Annotated in this window: 18 protein-coding genes; 9 read left to right on the top strand and 9 right to left on the bottom strand. The window is 35.3% G+C overall.

Going from position 1 to position 20,063, the window contains the following annotated elements; translation table 11 throughout:
- Positions 1-99 precede the first annotated feature (99 nt).
- Together ACFQ1K_RS13900 and ACFQ1K_RS13895 are read right to left on the bottom strand one after the other, a co-directional pair.
- On the bottom strand, positions 100-951 hold the full coding sequence (locus tag ACFQ1K_RS13900) for a GLPGLI family protein (RefSeq protein ID WP_320554149.1): 852 nt from the start codon (positions 949-951) through the stop codon (positions 100-102).
- A 13-nt stretch (positions 952-964) separates the two neighbouring features.
- Positions 965-1,333, bottom strand: a complete 369-nt coding sequence (locus tag ACFQ1K_RS13895) for a hypothetical protein (RefSeq protein ID WP_320554150.1) — start codon at positions 1,331-1,333, stop codon at positions 965-967.
- 125 nt (positions 1,334-1,458) lie between these two features.
- Between ACFQ1K_RS13895 and ACFQ1K_RS13890 the strand changes: the two genes are divergently transcribed.
- From ACFQ1K_RS13890 to ACFQ1K_RS13875, 4 genes are all read left to right on the top strand, one after another.
- Positions 1,459-2,994, top strand: a complete 1,536-nt coding sequence (locus tag ACFQ1K_RS13890) for a sensor histidine kinase (RefSeq protein WP_320554151.1) — start codon at positions 1,459-1,461, stop codon at positions 2,992-2,994.
- On the top strand, positions 2,987-3,670 hold the full coding sequence (locus ACFQ1K_RS13885; RefSeq protein ID WP_320554152.1) for a response regulator transcription factor: 684 nt from the start codon (positions 2,987-2,989) through the stop codon (positions 3,668-3,670). Before ACFQ1K_RS13890 ends, ACFQ1K_RS13885 begins: the two co-directional genes overlap by 8 nt.
- Positions 3,671-3,802: 132 nt before the next feature.
- Positions 3,803-4,585: a hypothetical protein gene (locus ACFQ1K_RS13880; protein ID WP_320554153.1), complete on the top strand. Its 783-nt coding sequence runs from the start codon at positions 3,803-3,805 to the stop codon at positions 4,583-4,585.
- Positions 4,586-4,588: 3 nt separating this feature from the next.
- Positions 4,589-5,203: a deoxynucleoside kinase gene (locus tag ACFQ1K_RS13875; protein WP_320554154.1), complete on the top strand. Its 615-nt coding sequence runs from the start codon at positions 4,589-4,591 to the stop codon at positions 5,201-5,203.
- On the opposite strand, the gene ACFQ1K_RS13870 is transcribed toward ACFQ1K_RS13875, so the two are convergent.
- From ACFQ1K_RS13870 to ACFQ1K_RS13845, 6 genes are all read right to left on the bottom strand, one after another.
- Positions 5,200-6,198, bottom strand: a complete 999-nt coding sequence (locus ACFQ1K_RS13870) for an App1 family protein (RefSeq protein WP_320554155.1) — start codon at positions 6,196-6,198, stop codon at positions 5,200-5,202. The two genes, ACFQ1K_RS13875 and ACFQ1K_RS13870, sit on opposite strands and share 4 nt — an antisense overlap.
- Before the next feature lie 77 nt (positions 6,199-6,275).
- Positions 6,276-8,717: a sodium-translocating pyrophosphatase gene (locus ACFQ1K_RS13865; RefSeq protein ID WP_320554156.1), complete on the bottom strand. Its 2,442-nt coding sequence runs from the start codon at positions 8,715-8,717 to the stop codon at positions 6,276-6,278.
- Positions 8,718-8,839: 122 nt separating this feature from the next.
- Complete coding sequence (locus tag ACFQ1K_RS13860; RefSeq protein WP_320554157.1) at positions 8,840-9,367, bottom strand: inorganic diphosphatase; 528 nt, start codon at positions 9,365-9,367, stop codon at positions 8,840-8,842.
- 126 nt (positions 9,368-9,493) lie between these two features.
- Positions 9,494-10,354, bottom strand: a complete 861-nt coding sequence (locus ACFQ1K_RS13855; RefSeq protein ID WP_320554158.1) for a hypothetical protein — start codon at positions 10,352-10,354, stop codon at positions 9,494-9,496.
- A 116-nt stretch (positions 10,355-10,470) separates the two neighbouring features.
- Positions 10,471-12,981, bottom strand: a complete 2,511-nt coding sequence (locus ACFQ1K_RS13850) for a DUF5686 and carboxypeptidase-like regulatory domain-containing protein (protein ID WP_320554159.1) — start codon at positions 12,979-12,981, stop codon at positions 10,471-10,473.
- A gap of 176 nt (positions 12,982-13,157) precedes the next feature.
- On the bottom strand, positions 13,158-14,135 hold the full coding sequence (locus ACFQ1K_RS13845) for a pyruvate dehydrogenase complex E1 component subunit beta (RefSeq protein WP_320554160.1): 978 nt from the start codon (positions 14,133-14,135) through the stop codon (positions 13,158-13,160).
- Positions 14,136-14,379: 244 nt separating this feature from the next.
- On the opposite strand from ACFQ1K_RS13845, the gene ACFQ1K_RS13840 reads away from it, so the two are divergent.
- From ACFQ1K_RS13840 to ACFQ1K_RS13820, 5 genes are all read left to right on the top strand, one after another.
- Positions 14,380-15,126, top strand: coding sequence for an electron transfer flavoprotein subunit beta/FixA family protein (locus ACFQ1K_RS13840; protein ID WP_320554161.1), 747 nt, complete (start codon positions 14,380-14,382; stop codon positions 15,124-15,126).
- Positions 15,127-15,219: 93 nt separating this feature from the next.
- Complete coding sequence (locus ACFQ1K_RS13835; RefSeq protein ID WP_320554162.1) at positions 15,220-16,182, top strand: electron transfer flavoprotein subunit alpha/FixB family protein; 963 nt, start codon at positions 15,220-15,222, stop codon at positions 16,180-16,182.
- 149 nt (positions 16,183-16,331) lie between these two features.
- A complete protein-coding gene (locus ACFQ1K_RS13830; RefSeq protein ID WP_320554163.1) occupies positions 16,332-16,946 on the top strand; it encodes a bifunctional nuclease family protein in 615 nt (204 codons plus the stop codon).
- Between the two features lie 15 nt (positions 16,947-16,961).
- Positions 16,962-18,677, top strand: a complete 1,716-nt coding sequence (locus ACFQ1K_RS13825; RefSeq protein WP_320554164.1) for a nucleoside transporter C-terminal domain-containing protein — start codon at positions 16,962-16,964, stop codon at positions 18,675-18,677.
- 156 nt (positions 18,678-18,833) lie between these two features.
- The gene (locus ACFQ1K_RS13820) at positions 18,834-19,658 is read left to right on the top strand and encodes a thymidylate synthase (RefSeq protein ID WP_320554165.1); all 825 of its coding nucleotides are present in this window, start codon (positions 18,834-18,836) and stop codon (positions 19,656-19,658) included.
- Between the two features lie 71 nt (positions 19,659-19,729).
- On the opposite strand, the gene ACFQ1K_RS13815 is transcribed toward ACFQ1K_RS13820, so the two are convergent.
- Positions 19,730-20,026 (bottom strand): isoamylase early set domain-containing protein, encoded by a 297-nt coding sequence (locus ACFQ1K_RS13815; protein WP_320554166.1) that lies wholly within the window; start codon positions 20,024-20,026, stop codon positions 19,730-19,732.
- Positions 20,027-20,063 lie beyond the last annotated feature (37 nt).

Genomic DNA, 20,063 nt, shown 5'->3' with positions numbered 1-20,063 from the left:
AAACAGCTTGGTTAATATTATTGTTAAACAAATATATCCAAACATTAAACAAATAATACGCTGTTTATCATAAAATTAACAAGCATTATTGCTACAAAATTAACCGCCAATCGTTATACTAAAACTGTTACCATCATTTCTATCTCCTCGTTTTGGCCTATAACGTTCCATCATTTCCTTAGCTTTCTTTTCCATGATATCGTCATATTTTTCCTGATCAACTTCTTTACCTTTGTCTGGCTCAGTGATTTTTACTTTTTCCTTTGGGTTAAGTACAATTTTGCTACAAACTATTGTTAGTTTTCCATCATGTACTTCCAAGATTAAACCTGGTAATCCTTGGTAATTATCTGGCCCATGATTTACGGGAATTTGTGGGGTGTACCATGCGGTTACGGTTCGTTCCTCCATTTCTGGCTCTTTGCTCTCCTCTTCCTCTTCACCATTAATCACCACACGTGGCTTTTCGACCATCTTGGTATAGGTTGCCTTATAACAAGGATACTCACCTATATATTTAGTTTCTGAACCTAAATTCCAATCTATGTTTTCTATATCGTCCTTAACCAAAAATATTTTACCATAGGTATCCACCTGCTCAGTATATCGCTGCTCTTTTGTATTCTTATATAATACATCAGAGCCACCTCCTCCTCCAATAGACACAATTTGAAAATCACCACCCATGCCAACGTTTGGCTTGTCTAATTCTTCTTCTTGCTTATAGGTTGATTCTTCCTTGTTAAAGCTAAGTGTAAAGGTTTTTTGAAATTGCTTTTTCATTACCTCTAACATTTTCATTTGCAACTCGTCATTCATTTGGGTACTATCTAACTTAATATCCACCTGTCGTTGTGTCTTATACGTTGCAATACCTTGAAACTCTTGCGCATTAACAGAAGTGAACACAGCTGTTAATGCCAAAACTAAAACTCTGATAATTGTTGTCATTTGATTGATTTTTCTAATTTTTATAATAATTTATGGCTGATTTCCTAAGTTTTGAAACTATAGTTAAAAATTCTTGAGGTTCACTCGAGTTACCTTCAAACGAATAGGTCATAGTAGATCTTTTACCATTAGACATCATATCCCCATTGCAGATGAGACTAAACGAAATAACTTCATCTCGTTCTGTTTCTTTGAGGAGATTCTCTATATCTTCTAACTTAAATGTTTTTTCAATATCTTCTACAGAATCTACAGTCACCACGACATCAAGATTTGTGATTTTTATGTGGGAGACATTACTGGTTTTACTATTTAATTGACTTTGAGAATATCCTAACGTTGTTAGGATCAGTGCTAAACAAATTACTACTTTTTTAAACATAACTGTTGTTTTTATTGATTAATACACAGCAAATATCTAAAGTAATCTCTGTTATCTGAGTTAACTAATGTTAACGTGTGTTAACCGATTGACACTAAGTAGTTTTTTACCTTTACTTTTGATGTATGAATGATAAAAGATACAAATGGATTTTGTATACCATAGTAACGGTCATTATTGTTACAATTGGCATACAGGTGTTTTGGAATTACAAGAACTATCAGTCCAACAAACAACAACTTATTAATGACGTGCAGATAAGTTTAGATAAAGCTGTGGACGATTATTATGCCGCCTTGGCCGAGCGCACAACAGTTGGAATTTTCTTAGAAGGTGACCAACAAAAAGATGCACTAAAAGATGGAGGCCATATTCAAAACTTTTTAAAAAAAATCGATCAAGACTCTTTTGGTTTTAAGAATCTAGACCAAATAGATATCAATAACATAGAAGGTGTTACCGTACTTACGGGCTCAAAGGCAGACTCCATGTCTAAGATTATTGATGAACAAATAAAACCAGCCAAAAGTGAGGACTTTAAAAAGAGACTGGATAGTATTAAACAAGCTAAGAATATCAAGGATATTTCAGAATTTGAAATTTTAACTTCTAAAATTGTTGTATCCATAAGTAGTGATAGCCTTAATGTTTCTGAAGTAGATAGTTTATTGAAAAAGGAATTTGATCGTAAACACATTGGAATAAATAGTGAATTGACATTTTATGAATCGCAGGTTAAACGCCAAGTAGCGGCCATAAAGGATTCTTTACAAAATAAAAAAACTCTAAGTCACAAATTTGACCTTAAAGCGGTTTCAAATTCTTCATTTCTTCCTAAAGGAAGTATTCTAGAGCTAAATTATAGCAATACAACATTTACGGTTTTAAAGCGTAGTCTTGTCGGTATTGTTATTTCAACTTTTTTAATACTGGCCGTAATTAGTTGTCTAATTTATCTTCTAAAAATAATTAAACATCAAAAGCAACTCGCCGAGGTCAAAAACGACCTTATCAGTAATATTACACACGAGTTTAAAACACCTATTGCAACAATTGGCGTTGCACTTGAAAGTATAAATAATTTTAACGCTATTGAGGACAAGGCGAAAACAAAAAACTACATTAACATGTCTTCGCAACAGCTAGAAAAGTTGAACTTAATGGTAGAAAAGCTATTGGAAACCGCAACTCTTGATAGTGATAAATTAGAGCTCAAGAAAGAACCTATTGATATAGTGAACTTAATTAGTGATTTGTCGCACAGGTTCAGTGTTCAATATCCCGAAAAGGAATTTAACACAAGTCTCAAAGTAGAGCATTTAGAAGCCGAAGTTGATATTTTTCATTTTGAAAATGCCTTGAACAACATTTTGGATAATGCCGTAAAGTATGGAGGAGATATGATTTCTATAGATTTAATTCCGAAGGAAAAACGTTTTGAAATATTAATTTCAGACAATGGAAACTCCCTATCCAAAGTAAATAAAGAACGTGTTTTTGAAAAATTCTATCGCGTTCCTAAAGGAAACACACATGATGTCAAAGGGTTTGGTATTGGATTATACTATACCAAATCAATTATTGAAAAACATGGTGGCAGTATTAATCTAGACCTAAGTAAAAATTTAACCACTTTTAAAATTACACTTCCAAATGGCTGAAAAAATTAAAGTCCTCCTTGCTGAAGATGAAGCGGCTTTGGGACAAATTATAAAAGAAACTTTAGAAACCAGAGATTTTGAAGTCGTGTTGTGTGGTAATGGCGAAAAGGCATTTGAAAAATACAACTCAGAACACCCTGAAATTTTAGTATTGGATGTCATGATGCCCAAAAAAGACGGTTTTACCCTGGCTAAAGAGATTAGAGCGATTGACGATACCATCCCAATCATTTTTTTAACTGCTAAATCCCAAACTGCTGATGTCGTTGAAGGATTTTCTATTGGTGGGAACGATTATCTCAAAAAACCGTTTAGTATGGAAGAGCTCATTGTACGCATTCATAATTTACTGCACCGCACTAGAGTTCAAAAAACAACGGAGCATTTAATTATTGGGCGGTATACCTTTGATTTCCCTAAACAACAACTCTCGTTTGAAAACGGTGAACCCGAACAACTCACCCATAGAGAAGCTCACTTATTATTTCACCTCATAAAAAACAAAAATCAGGTTTTAGACCGTTCCTTAATTCTAAATAAACTTTGGGGAAATGACGATTTTTTCTCTGCAAGAAGCATGGATGTTTTTATAACCAAACTCAGAAAAAAACTAAAAAAAGACGAGAACATTCAAATTATAAATGTTCGAGGTTTTGGATATAAACTCACGGATTAACATCTTACATTTTTCCTGTATACTGAATTATATCAGTCACTCACATGATATTTTTCAATTTTTAAAAAAGATCCTGAAACAAGCTCCGAATGACATTAGGATTGGTGCAATTTTTGTATTTTTCTGTCATATATGAAGTATTCCGTTTATTTCCTCTTACTCATTAGTCTTTCGGTATTGGCCCAAGACAATATTCTGTTGCAGACTAAGGATTCCACCAAAATAAAGGCCAAATCCATTTTTGGTGTAGATACCTTTGGTACCCTATATTACGCTACAGATGATAATACCTTTAATAAAAAAACAAAGGATACTACAATCACCTATACAAATTTTCAATTAGGTGAAATCACGACAGCAAACACCTTCAACCCCTTAAAAATTAACCTTTTTTATAAAGATTTCAATACTGTCATTATTTTAGACAATCGTTTAGCTGAAGTATTTAAAGTAGACTTTAACACGCTTCAATCTTATAAAAATGTAAGTTTTGTATCTACCGGCTTTGATAATACACTTTGGATCTTTAATCAAGACCTGCAGCAACTAGAATTATATGACTATAAAAGCAATAAAATTAGATTAAAAACTGTACCTGTGCAGTCTGATGTTTTGGATATTAAGAGTGATTATAACAATTGCTATATGCTTACCGAAAAATACCTTTATGTCTATAATTATTTTGGAAGCTTAATTGCGAAACATCAAAATATTGGATATGACAGTATGGCTTTTAGTAAGGCGCACTTAGTGTTAAAAAAGGAAGATAACCTCTTTTTATTATCTAAAAACAGTCATGAAATAAAACCTATTGATTCTCCTATTTTGTTAATAAGTCAGTTTTTGGTAACCAATGAAACCTTGTATATTTACCACGACGAAATTCTGCGTCAATACCAACTAAAACTACAATAGATTATGCATTTTGCCATTGCAGGAAATATAGGAGCAGGTAAGACCACTTTGACTAAACTATTGGCTAAACATTACAAATGGGAAGCCCAATTAGAGGATGTAGTAGACAACCCTTATTTAGATGATTTTTACAATCAGATGGAGCGCTGGAGTTTTAATTTACAGGTTTACTTTTTAAATAGCAGATTTCGTCAAATCAACCAGATTCAAAATAGTGGTAAGGATATCATACAAGATAGAACCATATACGAAGATGCTCATATTTTTGCACCCAACTTACACGCTATGGGCTTAATGACCAATCGTGATTTTGAGAATTACTCGTCTTTATTTGAATTGATGGAATCTTTTGTAAAAGGCCCTGATTTGTTGATTTACTTAAGAAGTTCTATTCCTAATTTGGTAGCTCAAATTCATAAGCGTGGTCGCGATTATGAAAACACCATTAGCATTGACTATTTAAGTCGTCTTAACGAGCGTTATGAAGCATGGATAACAAAATATGATAAGGGAAACTTGTTAATTATAGACGTTGACCATTTAGACTTTGTCGCTAATCCTGAAGATTTAGGTGGCATCATTAACAAAATAGATGCGGAAATAAACGGTTTATTCTAAGCAATAAAATTGTGTTCTTTAGCATGCTTAATAGCCTGAGCGCTACTTTCGACCAGTAAGACCTTTGTAGTTTTATAATTATCTAAAAGTGATTTTACTCTTTTCATTTTTGCTTTGTGCTTTACGCTACGTAGATATATAGCCAAAATTCTTTTAGGAAATTCTTCTGCTATTTTTATATAGATATCTGGATCATTCTCACCGCTATCACCAATTAGTATAAAAGGTAAATTTGGATAGGTTTTTAGTAAATTAATAATCTCTCTTTCCTTTTGAGGTTTTTGATTTTGAGGTTGTCTTCTTAATAAATTACTCAAGTTCCTCAATAAAATGGGGCCCTTCGGAAAGTCATGTTGCCTCAGAAATAACTCGAGATACCGATATAAATTCCATGGACTATGACTGACATAAAATATTGGATTAACATTTTGACCTGAGACTCCTCGATGTAACTTATGGTAAAATCCTGCTGCACCTTCGAGCGGAATTCTGTTTTTAGCATGTTTAAATACCGAGTTGTATATGACCTTCCACTTTAAGGTACTCACCACACCTGTATGCAAAATGGTATCATCTATATCACTGGCTACACCAAATTGGGCTTTGGTAGATGGTATCAAGATCTCACCTGGGAATTTATTGTCATTCTGAATGGTTCTTTTAATATTAGCATCATTATAAGACAATTCAAAAGATAGCCAACCTTCGTTATTGGTAAGTTTAGATAGGTCTTTTAAGTTAGCATCGATCTTAAAATAGCCATCTCTATCTGTCTTTCCGTTCAAGACTTTACCGTTGGGTAGACTAACCTTTATCCCTACGTTTTTTATTTCATCCGTTTCAAAACGTTTCCATGTATTAACAATAAGATGCCAAGTATTTTGATTCTCAAGATCAATGGATTCATCTTCTAAAGCTCTTCCTCGCGCATAGAAGTGCGTATCGGTACCATAACCTTGAAAGGCAATTATTTGAAGTGGATCCTTTTTAAACATCTTTTAATCTTAATACGTAAAAATAAAAAAACCACGCTGTTTAGCGTGGTTTTAGTAGATCGATATTACTAAAAATCTTATTCTTTTGTAATCTTAACTTCTTTAATAACTTTCTCAACTTTATTAGCATCAGTTTTGATTGATGCTTCGAAAGCTTCAAGTTCTTTTTTCACTTCAGCTTCAGTCCCTTCAAAAACAATGGTTTCAGAAACTTTTTCACCTTCTTTTACCGTAGAATAGTTTACTGTAGCTTTAGCCATATCCTTTGCATCAAGAGTCATTTCTATCGACACTTCATCTTCAATATTTGCCAAACCTTCTTCAGAAGAATGACCACCTAAAATCGGTGCAATCACTAAACCAACTAAACACGTTAATTTAATTAATATGTTCATTGAAGGTCCAGAGGTATCTTTAAAAGGATCACCAACAGTATCTCCCGTTACTGCCGCTTGGTGAGGAGGTGAAGGATTATCCTCTTTATGCTTGTAAAAGGTTTCTCCATTAATTTCTACTCCAGCTTCAAATGATTTTTTAGCATTATCCCAAGCACCACCAGCATTATTTTGGAAAATAGCCCACATAACGCCAGAAACACAAACTCCAGCCATATAACCACCCAAAACTTCTGCACCAAGTAAGAAATCATCATTTACCAATGCTGTTCCAATTCCCATAACCACCGGCGTGACTATTGTAATAAGACCAGGAATTACCATTTCCTTTAAAGCTGCTTTTGTTGAAATGTCCACACATTTCCCATACTCTGGTGTACCTGTACCTTCCATAATTCCAGGTATTTCCCTAAACTGTCTTCTTACTTCTTCAACCATTTGTCCTGCTGCCTTACCAACAGATTCCATAGCCAAGGCCGAGAATATTACAGGAATCATACCTCCAATAAATAATGCTGCTAAAACCGGAGCTTTAAAAATATTGATACCATCAATACCTGTAAAAGTTACGTAAGCAGCAAATAAAGCTAGCGCCGTCAGCGCTGCAGAAGCAATAGCAAATCCTTTACCTACTGCTGCTGTTGTATTACCCACAGAATCCAAAATATCTGTACGCTCACGAACGTGAGGTTCTAATTCACTCATTTCTGCTACTCCACCGGCGTTATCAGCGATAGGACCAAATGCATCTATAGCCAACTGCATTGCTGTAGTTGCCATCATAGCTGATGCCGCTAAAGCCACACCGTAGAATCCTGCTAATACATATGCACTCCAAATTGCCACGGCAAAAAGGATCACAGATAAGAATGTAGACTTCATCCCTACAGCTAATCCTGAAATGATATTGGTAGCTGCACCTGTAGATGAGTTTTTAACGATTTTTAAAACTGGTGTTTTACCTAAGCTTGTGTAGTAAGCTGTAACCAAAGAGATTAAAGCACCCACAGCCAAACCAATAGTAGCTGCATAAAATACGTGCCTAGATGGTATAACCTTTATACCCTCACCAAAGAATTTCATTTCCATGGTCATTGGTAACATCCAACGGATCAAAAACCACGACGCCACCCAAGTAATCCCGATGGAAACCCAGTTACCAGTATCTAAGGCTTTTTGCACTACGGACTCTTTAGCATCGTTATTAGAAATACGCACTAAAAAGGTTCCTAAAATAGAAGCTAAAACACCCACGCCAGCAATAACCAAAGGCAACAAAATAGGTCCCATATTACTGAAGGCATCAATGAATTGTGTTGTAGCAGACATGTCTCTTATAACATAATTTCCAAGTACCATTGCAGCTAAAACAGTAGCAACATAAGACCCGAATAAATCTGCCCCCATACCTGCAACATCACCAACATTATCACCAACATTATCTGCAATAGTAGCAGGGTTTCGCGGATCATCTTCTGGTATTCCTGCTTCTACTTTACCTACTAAATCCGCTCCAACGTCAGCCGCTTTGGTGTAAATTCCTCCACCAACTCTAGCAAATAACGCTATACATTCAGCACCTAAAGAGAATCCAGCTAATGCTTCCAATGCAACTGTCATTTCCTCATAAAAGCTACCCTCTCCTGTTACAAACATCTTAAGGAAAATCATAAAGAATATACTAAGACCCAAAACAGCTAGTCCAGCTACACCAAGTCCCATTACCGTTCCGCCTCCAAAAGATACCTTCAAGGCGTGAGGTAAGCTCGTTTTTGCAGCTTCTGCTGTTCTCGCATTGGCATCAGTCGCTATACGCATACCAATATTTCCTGCTAAACCAGAGAATACCGCACCAAAAATAAACGCGACAATAATTATCCAATGGGTTGTTGGCACTATATAAGATACAACACCTAAGGCTACTGAAGCCATGACTACGAATATTAATAACAATCGATATTCTGCAGCCAAAAATGCTAATGCACCTTCTTTGATTGATTTAGAAATGCTCTGCATTTTTTCATCACCGGCAGGTTGTTTTTTTACCCAAGACATTTTAATGAACATAAAAAGCAATCCTACAATTGCCAATGCCATTGGTACATAAATTATGTTTGATTCCATATTATTCTATTATGATTAGTTATTAGCTTTTAAAACTGGGCAAAAGTAGTAAATTAAAGTTAATAGAAAAACCCTTTTATCGTGAATATAAAAGGGTTTCTCAATTTCTATCCATTAGTAATCTATATCATAAAATCACCGTTACTCTTGTGAGAGCTATGATTATACCTATCAATACACTTTTTAACAATATCCGTTGCTTCTTTGGCGTCTCCCCAACCCCCTACATCAACTTTTTTCTCTTCTAAGTCCTTGTAAACCTGAAAAAAGTGGGTTATTTCGTCTAAACGATGTGGGTTAAGATCACTTATATCTTCTTTCAAGCTCCAAATAGGATCTGAAACCGGAACACAAACGACTTTTTCGTCAGGTCCTTTTTCATCAGCCATATGGAACACACCAATAGGCTTTACTTCCATGACACACATAGGGAATGTTGGCTCATGACCTAACACCAAAACATCTAAAGGGTCTCCATCTAATGCCAAGGTTTGTGGAACGAAACCATAATCTCCAGGATACATCATTGAGGAGAAAAGCATACGATCAAAACGTATTTTCTTCAATTCAAAATCATACTCATACTTGTTACGGCTTCCTTTTGGAATTTCTATTAAAACGTCAAAGGTTAATTGTTGTTCTTTTGTCATTACTTCATATTTCTGGTTGCAAATATATAATTTAGTCCTTATTAGACCTACTGACCTAACATTTATCAAAAATTAAAAAAGGGGGCCATGAGCACTCCCTTTTTATGAGATGGCTATTAGAATGTGTTATTGAAAAATGTTCTCTGGTATTAGTGAGAGTGCGACATGTTTATCATTTTCAGGCTCCAAGGTTGTAATGTATGTAAAAGTACCTATTGGTGAACCCACAGTTAAATCAATACGTCCGAAATGATTATCTCTATCTATACCGTAAATCACTCCATCTTTACTGGTTTCAAGAGTTCTGATGCCATCCAAGTATTCATCATTCGGAAAGTTGACCTGATTGAGCTCAACAATCTCCATGACATTTCCGTTGAAATCTGATACCACAATCTCATCCCATCTAGTGATTAATAATTCACTATTATTATTGGTATACTCAATACCCATACCCTCGTTTATAGATATATTTTCACCATCATGCACTAATGGCATAAAGCTAAAAATCGTTCCATCTAGGTTCAAAGTAACCAATCCTTCATAGTAGTCCAAATTATTATCATCATTAAAATCATCCCAATAAACAGTAGCTAAGATTTTTCCATTATAAATTTCAAGACCTGGAAGCGCATACCAATCATCATCAAGATTAGCGTTAAGAATTGTTGCTTCCAAAGTTGCAGGATCAACAGTGAAAATAGCACCATTATTGTAATCTGATCGAGAACTGGCATAAATCATACCATTAGAATCGTTGTAAACAATATCTCTTAAACCGGTTAAAATCTCACCATTATAGGTTATAGTTCCTAATGAAGAAAGCGAACCGTTATTGGTATTAATTGCAGAGAACATACCAGTATCGGAATTATATACGACCATAATGTCATTTATAACAATCGGATTGTCATCATCGTCATTATTACAAGCTACAAAAGTAGAAATGAATAACAACATTGCTAAAATTTTTACTAGTGTTTTCATACCCTAATATTTAAAGATTAATAACTTTTTTTTAACGCTCTAAATATATAAGGGCAACTGTGATTAGAAAATGATTATAGTCAGACTCTTCGTATAAAATGATTCCGATCAGTCTTTTAAAAATAGAAGCCAAAACTACCGGTAACTCCAAAACGTCTAGCATCTGGATTGTCAAGGTAATTACCCCTGAAATTGAAGTCGATTCTTAGAATTTTAAAAATATTAGCCACTCCAATACTATATTCGTAATACATTCTTGTATCTGGAGCTATTAAGGGAAATTCGAGTGGGTTTCCGGTTGTACTCAACGCTATATTTTCATCTGATAGTTCACCCCAAACACCACGTAAACCGACAATAGCTCTAAGATTGTATTTTTTTAGGAATGGAATTCTCGAAAACAAACGGCCATTAAAATTATGCTCAAAATGTACGGAGGTATAGGTATCTGTAACAAACTCATAAAAATCGAGCTGAGAGAAAGTATTGTAAATTGAAAAATAGGTTTGATTACCTGGTACGACGCTCAATAATCCTAGTGGCACTTCACCAAATGTTTTTCCAGCTTCTATTGAAGTAACGAGTCGACCAAAACCACCGACTTGCCAAGGTTGGATGTACGAAAATTGAACTTTGGTATAATCAAAATCACTATCAAACCAGTTGCGATCACCACGTGTCACTTGGGCAAATAAGCGCGCAAAATTGTCATTTTTGTTTTTGCGTTCCACTCCAAAACCTGTCATTTGTCGTTTTGGAAAAAAAGACAAAGACAAACGGCTTTCAAACTGTTTAATCTCCGATGAAATACCCGTAGGTGATTCAGGGTCGTTATAGTCCAAACTAAATGTTGGGGATGCTGACCTTAAAGACCTGAAACTTCCATCTATTCGGACTTCAAAATTTCGTGTTGGTTCAATAGAAAATCCTAGATTGGTAAGATTAATATTGGTCAATTTGTCATTAGCTCCTGCCGTAAAAACGGCATTAGATGCCAAGCTTCGTCCTAAAACATCGGTCGAACTCGTTAGGCTTGCACCAATCTGTTCAACATCACGTCTATTACCACCGAAAATAATCAATCGACTGCGCTTATCTAGCAACCACTTACCCGAAATACCGTATTTAAATTTGTCATCTCTAAAGCCATAAGCCAAAAACCCTTCTAACCTCCATAAATCATTTGGGCCAAAATAGGTCCGACCACCAGTTCTAAGTCTTACACCTTCAACCTCATTAAACCCAAAAGTTGAAAAAATAGGTCCATAATCAAAATTAATGCTCGGGAACTCTATGTAGCCCGAAGCCAGAATACTCCCCAAATTATAGAGTCTTTTGAACTTTTTTACAGTTTTCAACGTGTCTAACATCTTATAGACACCCTTTTCATCTTTATTTAGAGCTTCTAATCTATTCTTTTCCCAGAAATCATCCTCTCTATTGTAAACGTCTTCATCATAATTATATACCACCTTATCATAGAATTTTTCATCTTTGGGTTCATTAAATTTATAATTATCATAAAGGGTCGTTCGCTTACCATAGACCCCTCTGGACTTTTCCTTCTTGTTTAGGGCAAAATCGGATAAGAAATAATCACGCTTTATCAAGAATACAGAATCATTTAAAACCTCAAACTCTTGCTCAATATAGATTTCCTTTACCCAGTTGATATTAGCACTCTTGGATGCTTGAAGATTTATCTCTTTTATAGCGTAAGTTGAGTCATTAACCCAAAAATCACCTTTAAAAGTCAATTCATTTTTACGCCTTGGATAATAAATAATGTTGTAGCACCATTTGTTATCAATATAGGCACTATCCGACAGCACATAGTTATAGCTTTGTATACCTGTTCTTCCGATAGGACTTACAAAACTTTTATCGAAAAATTTTAAGTAATTATCATAGATATTGTATTCAGAATACAAATCGTCTATAAAATCTATGATCACCTGATTATTACTGAAACCAGAGTTTTTGTTTCCTACTAAATCTTCCCGCTTTTCATTTCTAACATTATCTCCATAGACCTTTTTCACGGACTCATTTAAAAAGATGGGCAAATACGTTTTACCAGTAACTGAAGAGGTATCAATCTCCTCGAAAACAAATTCCATTCCCTTGAATAGTTTACTTTTTATAAGTGTACTATCTATAGTATTTAGATCAAATTCTACTTTTTCATATTGGTCGTACTCGTATTGCCTAAACTGACTTAATCCATTTTGACGTTTTCGTTCCCATATCTTTTTCAGAATACCTATAGCAGGATTTTCAGATGCTTTTTTAGATTGCTTACCACTAACAATAACCACTTCTTTTAGGGATTCTGCCTCTTCTTTAAGCACAAAACGCAAGTTATAATTTACTTTTTTTGTCAGTGGATACTCTAAAACTTCGTAACCAACAAAGGAAATCATTAAAGCGTCCCAGGTTTCCTCAGATTCGAGGTAAAACCGACCATCCTCATTTGTTATCGTACCTTCTGTAGACCCCTTAAAAACTACATTTGCAAAAGGAACGGGCTCGTCATTTACATCAAAAACGTAACCACTCACCTTTGTTTGCGCAAAAGCAGAGGTTAAACCGGTAAATATAAGGGCTATTAGTAGTTTGAATTTCATTTATTAGTTTTCATCTGAGACTAACATCAGCTGTAGTTTGCCAACAACTTTTTAATTGGCCATCTCATAAATCCTGTTCTTCTTCGTATTTAAAAACAAACTTCATCAACAACCATGCTACATTCTGATTTTTGGTTATTGATGAAGTCTATTAAACGCAGAAAACTGCGATTTATTTACTTATACATTACTTTTTTTACTGCTTTGATAACATCATCGCTATTTGGCAACCACTCCTCTAAAAGTACGGGTGAATAAGGTGCTGGAGTATCTGCAGTATTAATCTTAACAATTGGAGCATCTAAATAGTCGAAGGCTTCAGATTGCACTAGATATGTAATCTCAGTGGCAACATTACCAAAAGGCCACGCTTCTTCCAATACAACAAGTCTGTTTGTTTTCTTAACAGATTCCACAACAGCCTTTCTATCCATAGGACGAACAGTGCGTAAATCTATAATTTCGCAAGAAATACCTTCTTTTTCAAGTTCATCAGCCGCCTTGTATGCTTCTTTGATGATTTTTCCGAATGAGACAATAGTCACATCAGTCCCTTCACGTTTAATATCCGCAACTCCTAATGGAATGGTATATTCTCCTTCAGGAACTTCACCTTTATCACCATACATCTGTTCACTTTCCATGAAAATAACTGGATCGTCATCCCTGATTGCAGATTTCAAAAGGCCTTTTGCATCATACGGGTTTGAAGGAACAACCACCTTAAGTCCCGGTGTATTAGCAAACCAGCTCTCAAAAGCTTGTGAATGCGTTGCTGCTAACTGACCAGCAGATGCTGTTGGCCCTCTAAATACAATTGGACATTTAAATTGACCGCCAGACATTTGTCTAATTTTTGCAGCATTATTTATAATCTGATCAATACCAACTAAAGAGAAGTTAAATGTCATATACTCTACAATAGGACGGTTACCAGTCATTGTAGACCCTATGGCAACACCAGCAAAGCCAAGCTCTGCAATTGGAGTATCAATAACACGCTTAGGCCCAAATTCGTCAAGCATACCTTTAGATGCTTTATATGCACCATTATATTCTGCAACTTCTTCACCCATCAAATAAATGCTTTCATCTCTGCGCATTTCTTCACTCATGGCTTCCGCTATAGCTTCTCTAAATTGAATTGTCTTCATTATTCTGTTTTTATCGAATAGCAAAAATAGGAATAAAAGAAAAATTAAGTAAATCAATTTTCTTTAAAATTTATTATGCATGCATAGTAAAAATTCGAAATAAAATAATTAACTTCGTATCCGCATTTTTTGAATGCCAAAAACAACGAAAAAATTGCAAAAAACAGAAGTTTTACGAGGATTCAACGAAATCGTTTTAGTAGAATTTCGCATTGTATCAATAAACTAAAAAGTAAAAATAAGTATGAAGATTTTAGTATGTATTAGCCATGTACCTGATACGACATCAAAAATTAATTTTACAGATGGAGACACTAAATTTGACACCAATGGTGTTCAGTTTGTTATTAATCCAAACGACGAATTTGGTTTAACAAGAGCGATGTGGTTTAAGGAAAAACAAGGTGCTAGTGTAGATGTTGTAAATGTAGGAGGTGCAGAAACCGAACCAACTTTAAGAAAAGCCTTAGCCATTGGTGCAGATACTGCTATAAGGGTAAATGCAGAACCTACCGACGGATTTAAAGTTGCAAAGCAATTAGCGACAGTGGTTAATGATGGAGGCTACGATTTGGTTATTGCCGGAAGAGAGTCCATTGACTATAACGGTGGTATGGTTCCAGGTATGCTGGCAGCCATGACAGGCGCTAATTTTGTAACCAATTGTATCTCTTTAGATATTGAAGGCACTAATGCAAAAGCGGTTAGAGAAATTGACGGAGGTAAAGAAACTGTTAGTACATCACTACCTCTAGTTGTGGCAGGCCAAAAAGGAATTGTAGAAGAAAGTGATCTTCGCATTCCTAATATGAGAGGGATTATGATGGCTAGAAAAAAACCGCTAACCGTGGTTGAGCCTGTTGATGCCAACTCTGAAACTAAAACCGCCAATTTTGAAAAACCTGCACCAAAAGGGGCGGTTAAGCTAGTGGATGCAGAAAACATTGACGAATTGGTAGATTTACTGCATAACGAAGCTAAAGTGATCTAAACTGTTTTTTCCATTAAAAGCAGGAATCTAAAATTAATTTAAGAAGTATTAATTACATCCTGGAACACATTCAGGATAACAAAAAATAAAAAAATGTCAGTTTTAGTATATACAGAATCAGAAAAAGGAAAATTTAAAAAAGCAGCTTTCGAAGTCGTATCTTATGCCAAAGCAGTGGCAGAACAGTTAGGCACCACGGTAACTGCTGTTTCTATTAACGCCAACGATAACGAAAACTTAGGTGTTTATGGCGCCACTAAAGTATTATCCGTAAAAGATGAAGCACTACAAAAGTTTAATGCAAAAAAATATGCAGCAGTTATTGAGCAAGCAGCCAAAAACGATGGTGCAAGTGTTGTTGTATTAAGCTCAAGTGCAGATAGCAAATATTTAGCGCCATTATTGGCAGTTGGCCTAAATGCTGGTTATGTTTCAAATGTAGTTGAAGCACCATCTAGCACTGCTCCTTTTACTGTAAAGCGCACAGCCTTCACCAATAAAGCTTTTGCAAATACAGAAATCCATACAGATGTAAAAATTGTGGGCTTATCCAATAACTCCTTTGGTATAGTTGAGGGCGAAGGCACAGCAACAGTTGAAGATTTCTCACCCGCAATACCAGATTCTGGTATTAATGTAGAATCCGTTGATAAGGCAGCAGATAAAGTAAGTATTGCTGACGCCGAGATTGTAGTATCTGGAGGAAGAGGCCTTAAGGGTCCGGAAAATTGGGGTATGATAGAAGAATTAGCCGACGTCTTAGGAGCTGCAACAGCTTGCTCTAAGCCGGTATCTGATTTAGGATGGAGACCTCATAGTGAACACGTAGGGCAAACAGGTAAACCTGTAGCATCAAATCTATATATTGCAATAGGTATCTCAGGAGCCATACAGCATTTAGCAGGAATTAATGCTTCTAAAGTAAAGGTTGTGGTGAATACAGATCCAGAAGCACCATTCTTTAAAGCTGCTGACTACGGTGTTGTGGGTGATGCCTTTAAAGTCGTGCCAGAACTTATCGAAAAATTGAAAGCTTTTAAAGCTCAAAACGCATAATTTTATTACCTTGTAATAATAAGGACTGTTTAAATTTAGATTTTCTTAATAGAAATACGTTTTATCGAAAGTATTGAGAAAAATATCCAATTCTGCACTTTGCAGTTGGTAAAGTCCAAATTTAAACAGTTCTTTGTGTTTTAAAATTCATGAGTTTAGTTCGTTTAAATATAAAGGGAATTTCCTATAGCCAAACACAAAATGGCGCGTATGCCTTAATCCTTAATGAGGTTGATGGAGACCGAAAACTTCCTATTGTTATTGGTGCCTTTGAAGCGCAATCCATAGCTATTGCTTTAGAAAAAGAAATTCGTCCACCTAGGCCTTTAACTCATGATCTTTTCAAAAATTTTGCCGACCGTTTTGATATTGTCGTAAAGCAAGTAATCATTCATAAATTGGTAGATGGTGTTTTCTACTCTAGCCTTATTTGCGAACGCGATAAGATTGAAGAAATTATAGATGCCAGAACCAGTGATGCCATTGCTTTAGCATTGCGTTTTCAGGCACCAATATTTACTTATAAAAATATTTTAGACAAGGCAGGTATCTATCTAAAAGTCAATCCCAAAAAAGAGGATGAAGAACAAGACAGTATACTTGTTGACGATCTAATTGCTGAAGAAATTGAAAATGCAGTCGCCGATCAAGAAAGTTATAAAGATAAATCGCTTGAAGAACTCAACAGTCTTTTAGAAGAAGCGGTGAATAACGAGGACTACGAAAAGGCGGCCAAAATAAGAGACGAAATTTCTAAGCGTTAATCAAGACTACATTTTATGAACTCCATTTTCAAAGCCCTTCTTGCTATATTTATTGGACTTTCTTCAATTTCAGCACAAGAGCTTGAAAAAACATGGCAGTTTACCAGTATCGAAAACTCCGAAACAGGTAATAAAATAACCGTTTCAAAATCTGATGTATTGAAGTTTAAGGACGGTGACTTCGATTACAAACTCTTGGCCAAGGATAATCTTAAAGCTTCAGGGCACTATACGCTCCAAAATAATCTCCTGGTACTTTATTACAACAAACCTAAAGATACCATTAGAAAATACAAGGTTAGAGAGTTTACCGATTCCACATTGGTATTCACCGAAAAGGCAACTAAATACAGTTTCAAATCTCTCAAAAACCAAGTGGTTCTTGCACAAACACCTCTGTCTAATCAAAATACGATAATACCTAGCCAAGGCTTCTCTTTGAATAGTCTATGGCGAGGAGTTTTAGGCATGTTTACACTTATTTTTATTGCCTTTTTATTTAGCAGCAATCGAAAAGCCATCAATTGGAAGACAGTAGGGATAGGATTAACCTTTCAATTACTTATTGCTATTGGTGTACTAAGAATTGGATTTGTAAAAACTGCTTTTGAATGGGTAGGTAGTTTATTTGTTAGCGTCTTAGATTTTACAAGAGCTGGAAGTAAATTTTTGTTTGAAGGACTAGTGGTTGATATGGATACTTTTGGTTTCATTTTTGCCTTTCAGGTTTTACCAACAATACTTTTCTTTTCAGCATTAACATCAGTTTTATTTTATCTGGGCATTATTCAAAAAGTAGTTAAAGCCTTTGGGTGGCTACTTACCAAACTTCTTAAAATATCGGGTGCCGAGAGCTTAAGTGTGGCCGGAAATATTTTCTTAGGTCAAACCGAGGCACCATTATTAATTAAAGCCTACCTAGAAAAAATGAATAAGTCTGAAATCCTTTTAGTCATGGTAGGTGGTATGGCAACCGTGGCAGGAGCTGTATTGGCGGCCTATATTGGTTTTTTAGGTGGTGATGATCCTGCAATGCGCTTAATGTATGCTAAACATTTACTTGCAGCATCCGTTATGGCAGCACCAGGCGCTATAGTGATTTCAAAAATTTTATTTCCTCAAACAGAGGATATTAATACCGATGTTAAAGTCTCTCAAGAAAAAATTGGTTCCAACCTATTAGACGCCATTGCCAACGGAACTACAGAAGGTTTAAAATTGGCTGTTAATGTTGGTGCCATGTTATTAGTATTTGTTGCCTTTATAGCTATGATTAATGGTATTCTAGGTTGGTTTGGTGATGTCACCTCATTAAATTCATGGATGGCAGAAAACACACCCTATCAGTCATTTTCACTCGAAGCTATTTTAGGGACTGTATTTGCACCTTTGATGTGGCTCATTGGTGTAGCCAGAGAAGATATGATGATGATGGGGCAACTTTTGGGTATTAAATTGGCAGCTAGTGAATTTGTAGGTTATATTCAACTTGCCGATTTAAAGAACATAGCTAATACCACACATTTAAACTATAATAAATCTGTAATTATGGCAACTTACATGCTTTGTGGGTTTGCCAACTTTGCCTCTATCGGTATACAAATCGGAGGAATTGGTTCCTTAGCACCTGGACAACGAAAACAATTATCAAAATTTGGAATGAAAGCTTTACTCGGCGGTACGATTGCCTCATTAATTTCTGCAACTATTGCGGGCATGATTATTGGTTAATTTAGTTAATAACTTTTTATATAATAACAGAGCTTCAAGCCATTGCTTTTGAAGCTTTTTTTTATTTTCGTTTTCTAACATGCTGGTTATATTTTAGCATGTTATTTTCTATTCTATATTTAATTAAATGAGATTCCTACATTAGTAGGTCATGTTATGAAACAATACCACGATTTAGTAAAGTACGTTTTAAAAAACGGTAATGAAAAGGGAGATAGAACAGGCACAGGCACTAAAAGTGTTTTTGGTTATCAAATGCGTTTTGATTTAAATGAAGGGTTTCCCATTGTAACCACCAAAAAATTACATCTCAAATCTATTATATATGAATTATTATGGTTTCTAAAAGGTGATACCAATATTCAATACTTAAATGAAAATGGTGTAAGAATATGGAACGAGTGGGCTGATGAGAATGGTGATTTAGGCCCTGTTTATGGACATCAATGGCGCAATTGGGCAGATGAAGAGATCGATCAGATCAAGGAAGTGATTGAAACCTTGAAAAATAACCCAAACAGTAGAAGAATGTTGGTTTCTGCATGGAACCCATCGGTATTACCAGATACGTCTAAATCCTTTTCAGAAAATGTGGCAAACGGTAAAGCAGCTCTGCCTCCTTGCCATGCTTTTTTTCAATTCTATGTCGCAGACGGAAAATTATCCTGCCAATTATACCAGAGAAGTGCTGATATTTTTCTGGGTGTTCCTTTTAATATTGCTTCATACGCCCTATTAACATTGATGATGGCACAGGTTTGTGGGTATCAACCTGGGGAATTTATCCATACGTTTGGTGATGCTCATATTTACAATAATCATTTGGAACAATTAGAGCTGCAGCTGTCTCGAGATATTAGACCGTTACCAAAAATGATTCTTAATCCTGAAGTTAAAAATATTTTTGACTTTACGTTTGAAGATTTCACCCTTGTCGACTACAACCCACATCCACATATTAAAGGTGTAGTTGCAGTATAACTATTAAAAAAAAGTCATAAAAAAAGCGCCTAAGAGAAGGCGCTTTTTTTATGGTTAATAGCACAAAATAATTATAAATTTAAAACACCGTTTTCGGCACCTGCAAAATCATTCCAAGCGTATGCATCTGCCTGCTCGTCATTAACATAAGTACCGTCAACAACATATCTAAATTCATAAGAGTTATCACTCTCTAAGTCTACAGTACCTTTAAAGGTACCATTCTTTAATTTCTTTAATTCAGTAGCTTCAGTATTCCACTCATTAAAGCTTCCAACAACCGCTACACTTTTTGCCTCCTCTGCAGGAACAGAAAATGTTACCTTACAAACTGGCTTACTTTTTAAATACTGCTTTTTAATTGCCATAATAATAGATTTAATAATGGATCAAAAGTATAAAAGA

This window comes from Winogradskyella aquimaris, assembly GCF_042676105.1.
Classification (GTDB): Bacteria; Bacteroidota; Bacteroidia; order Flavobacteriales; family Flavobacteriaceae; genus Winogradskyella; species Winogradskyella aquimaris.
This window is presented reverse-complemented; position numbering and strand designations above follow the sequence as displayed.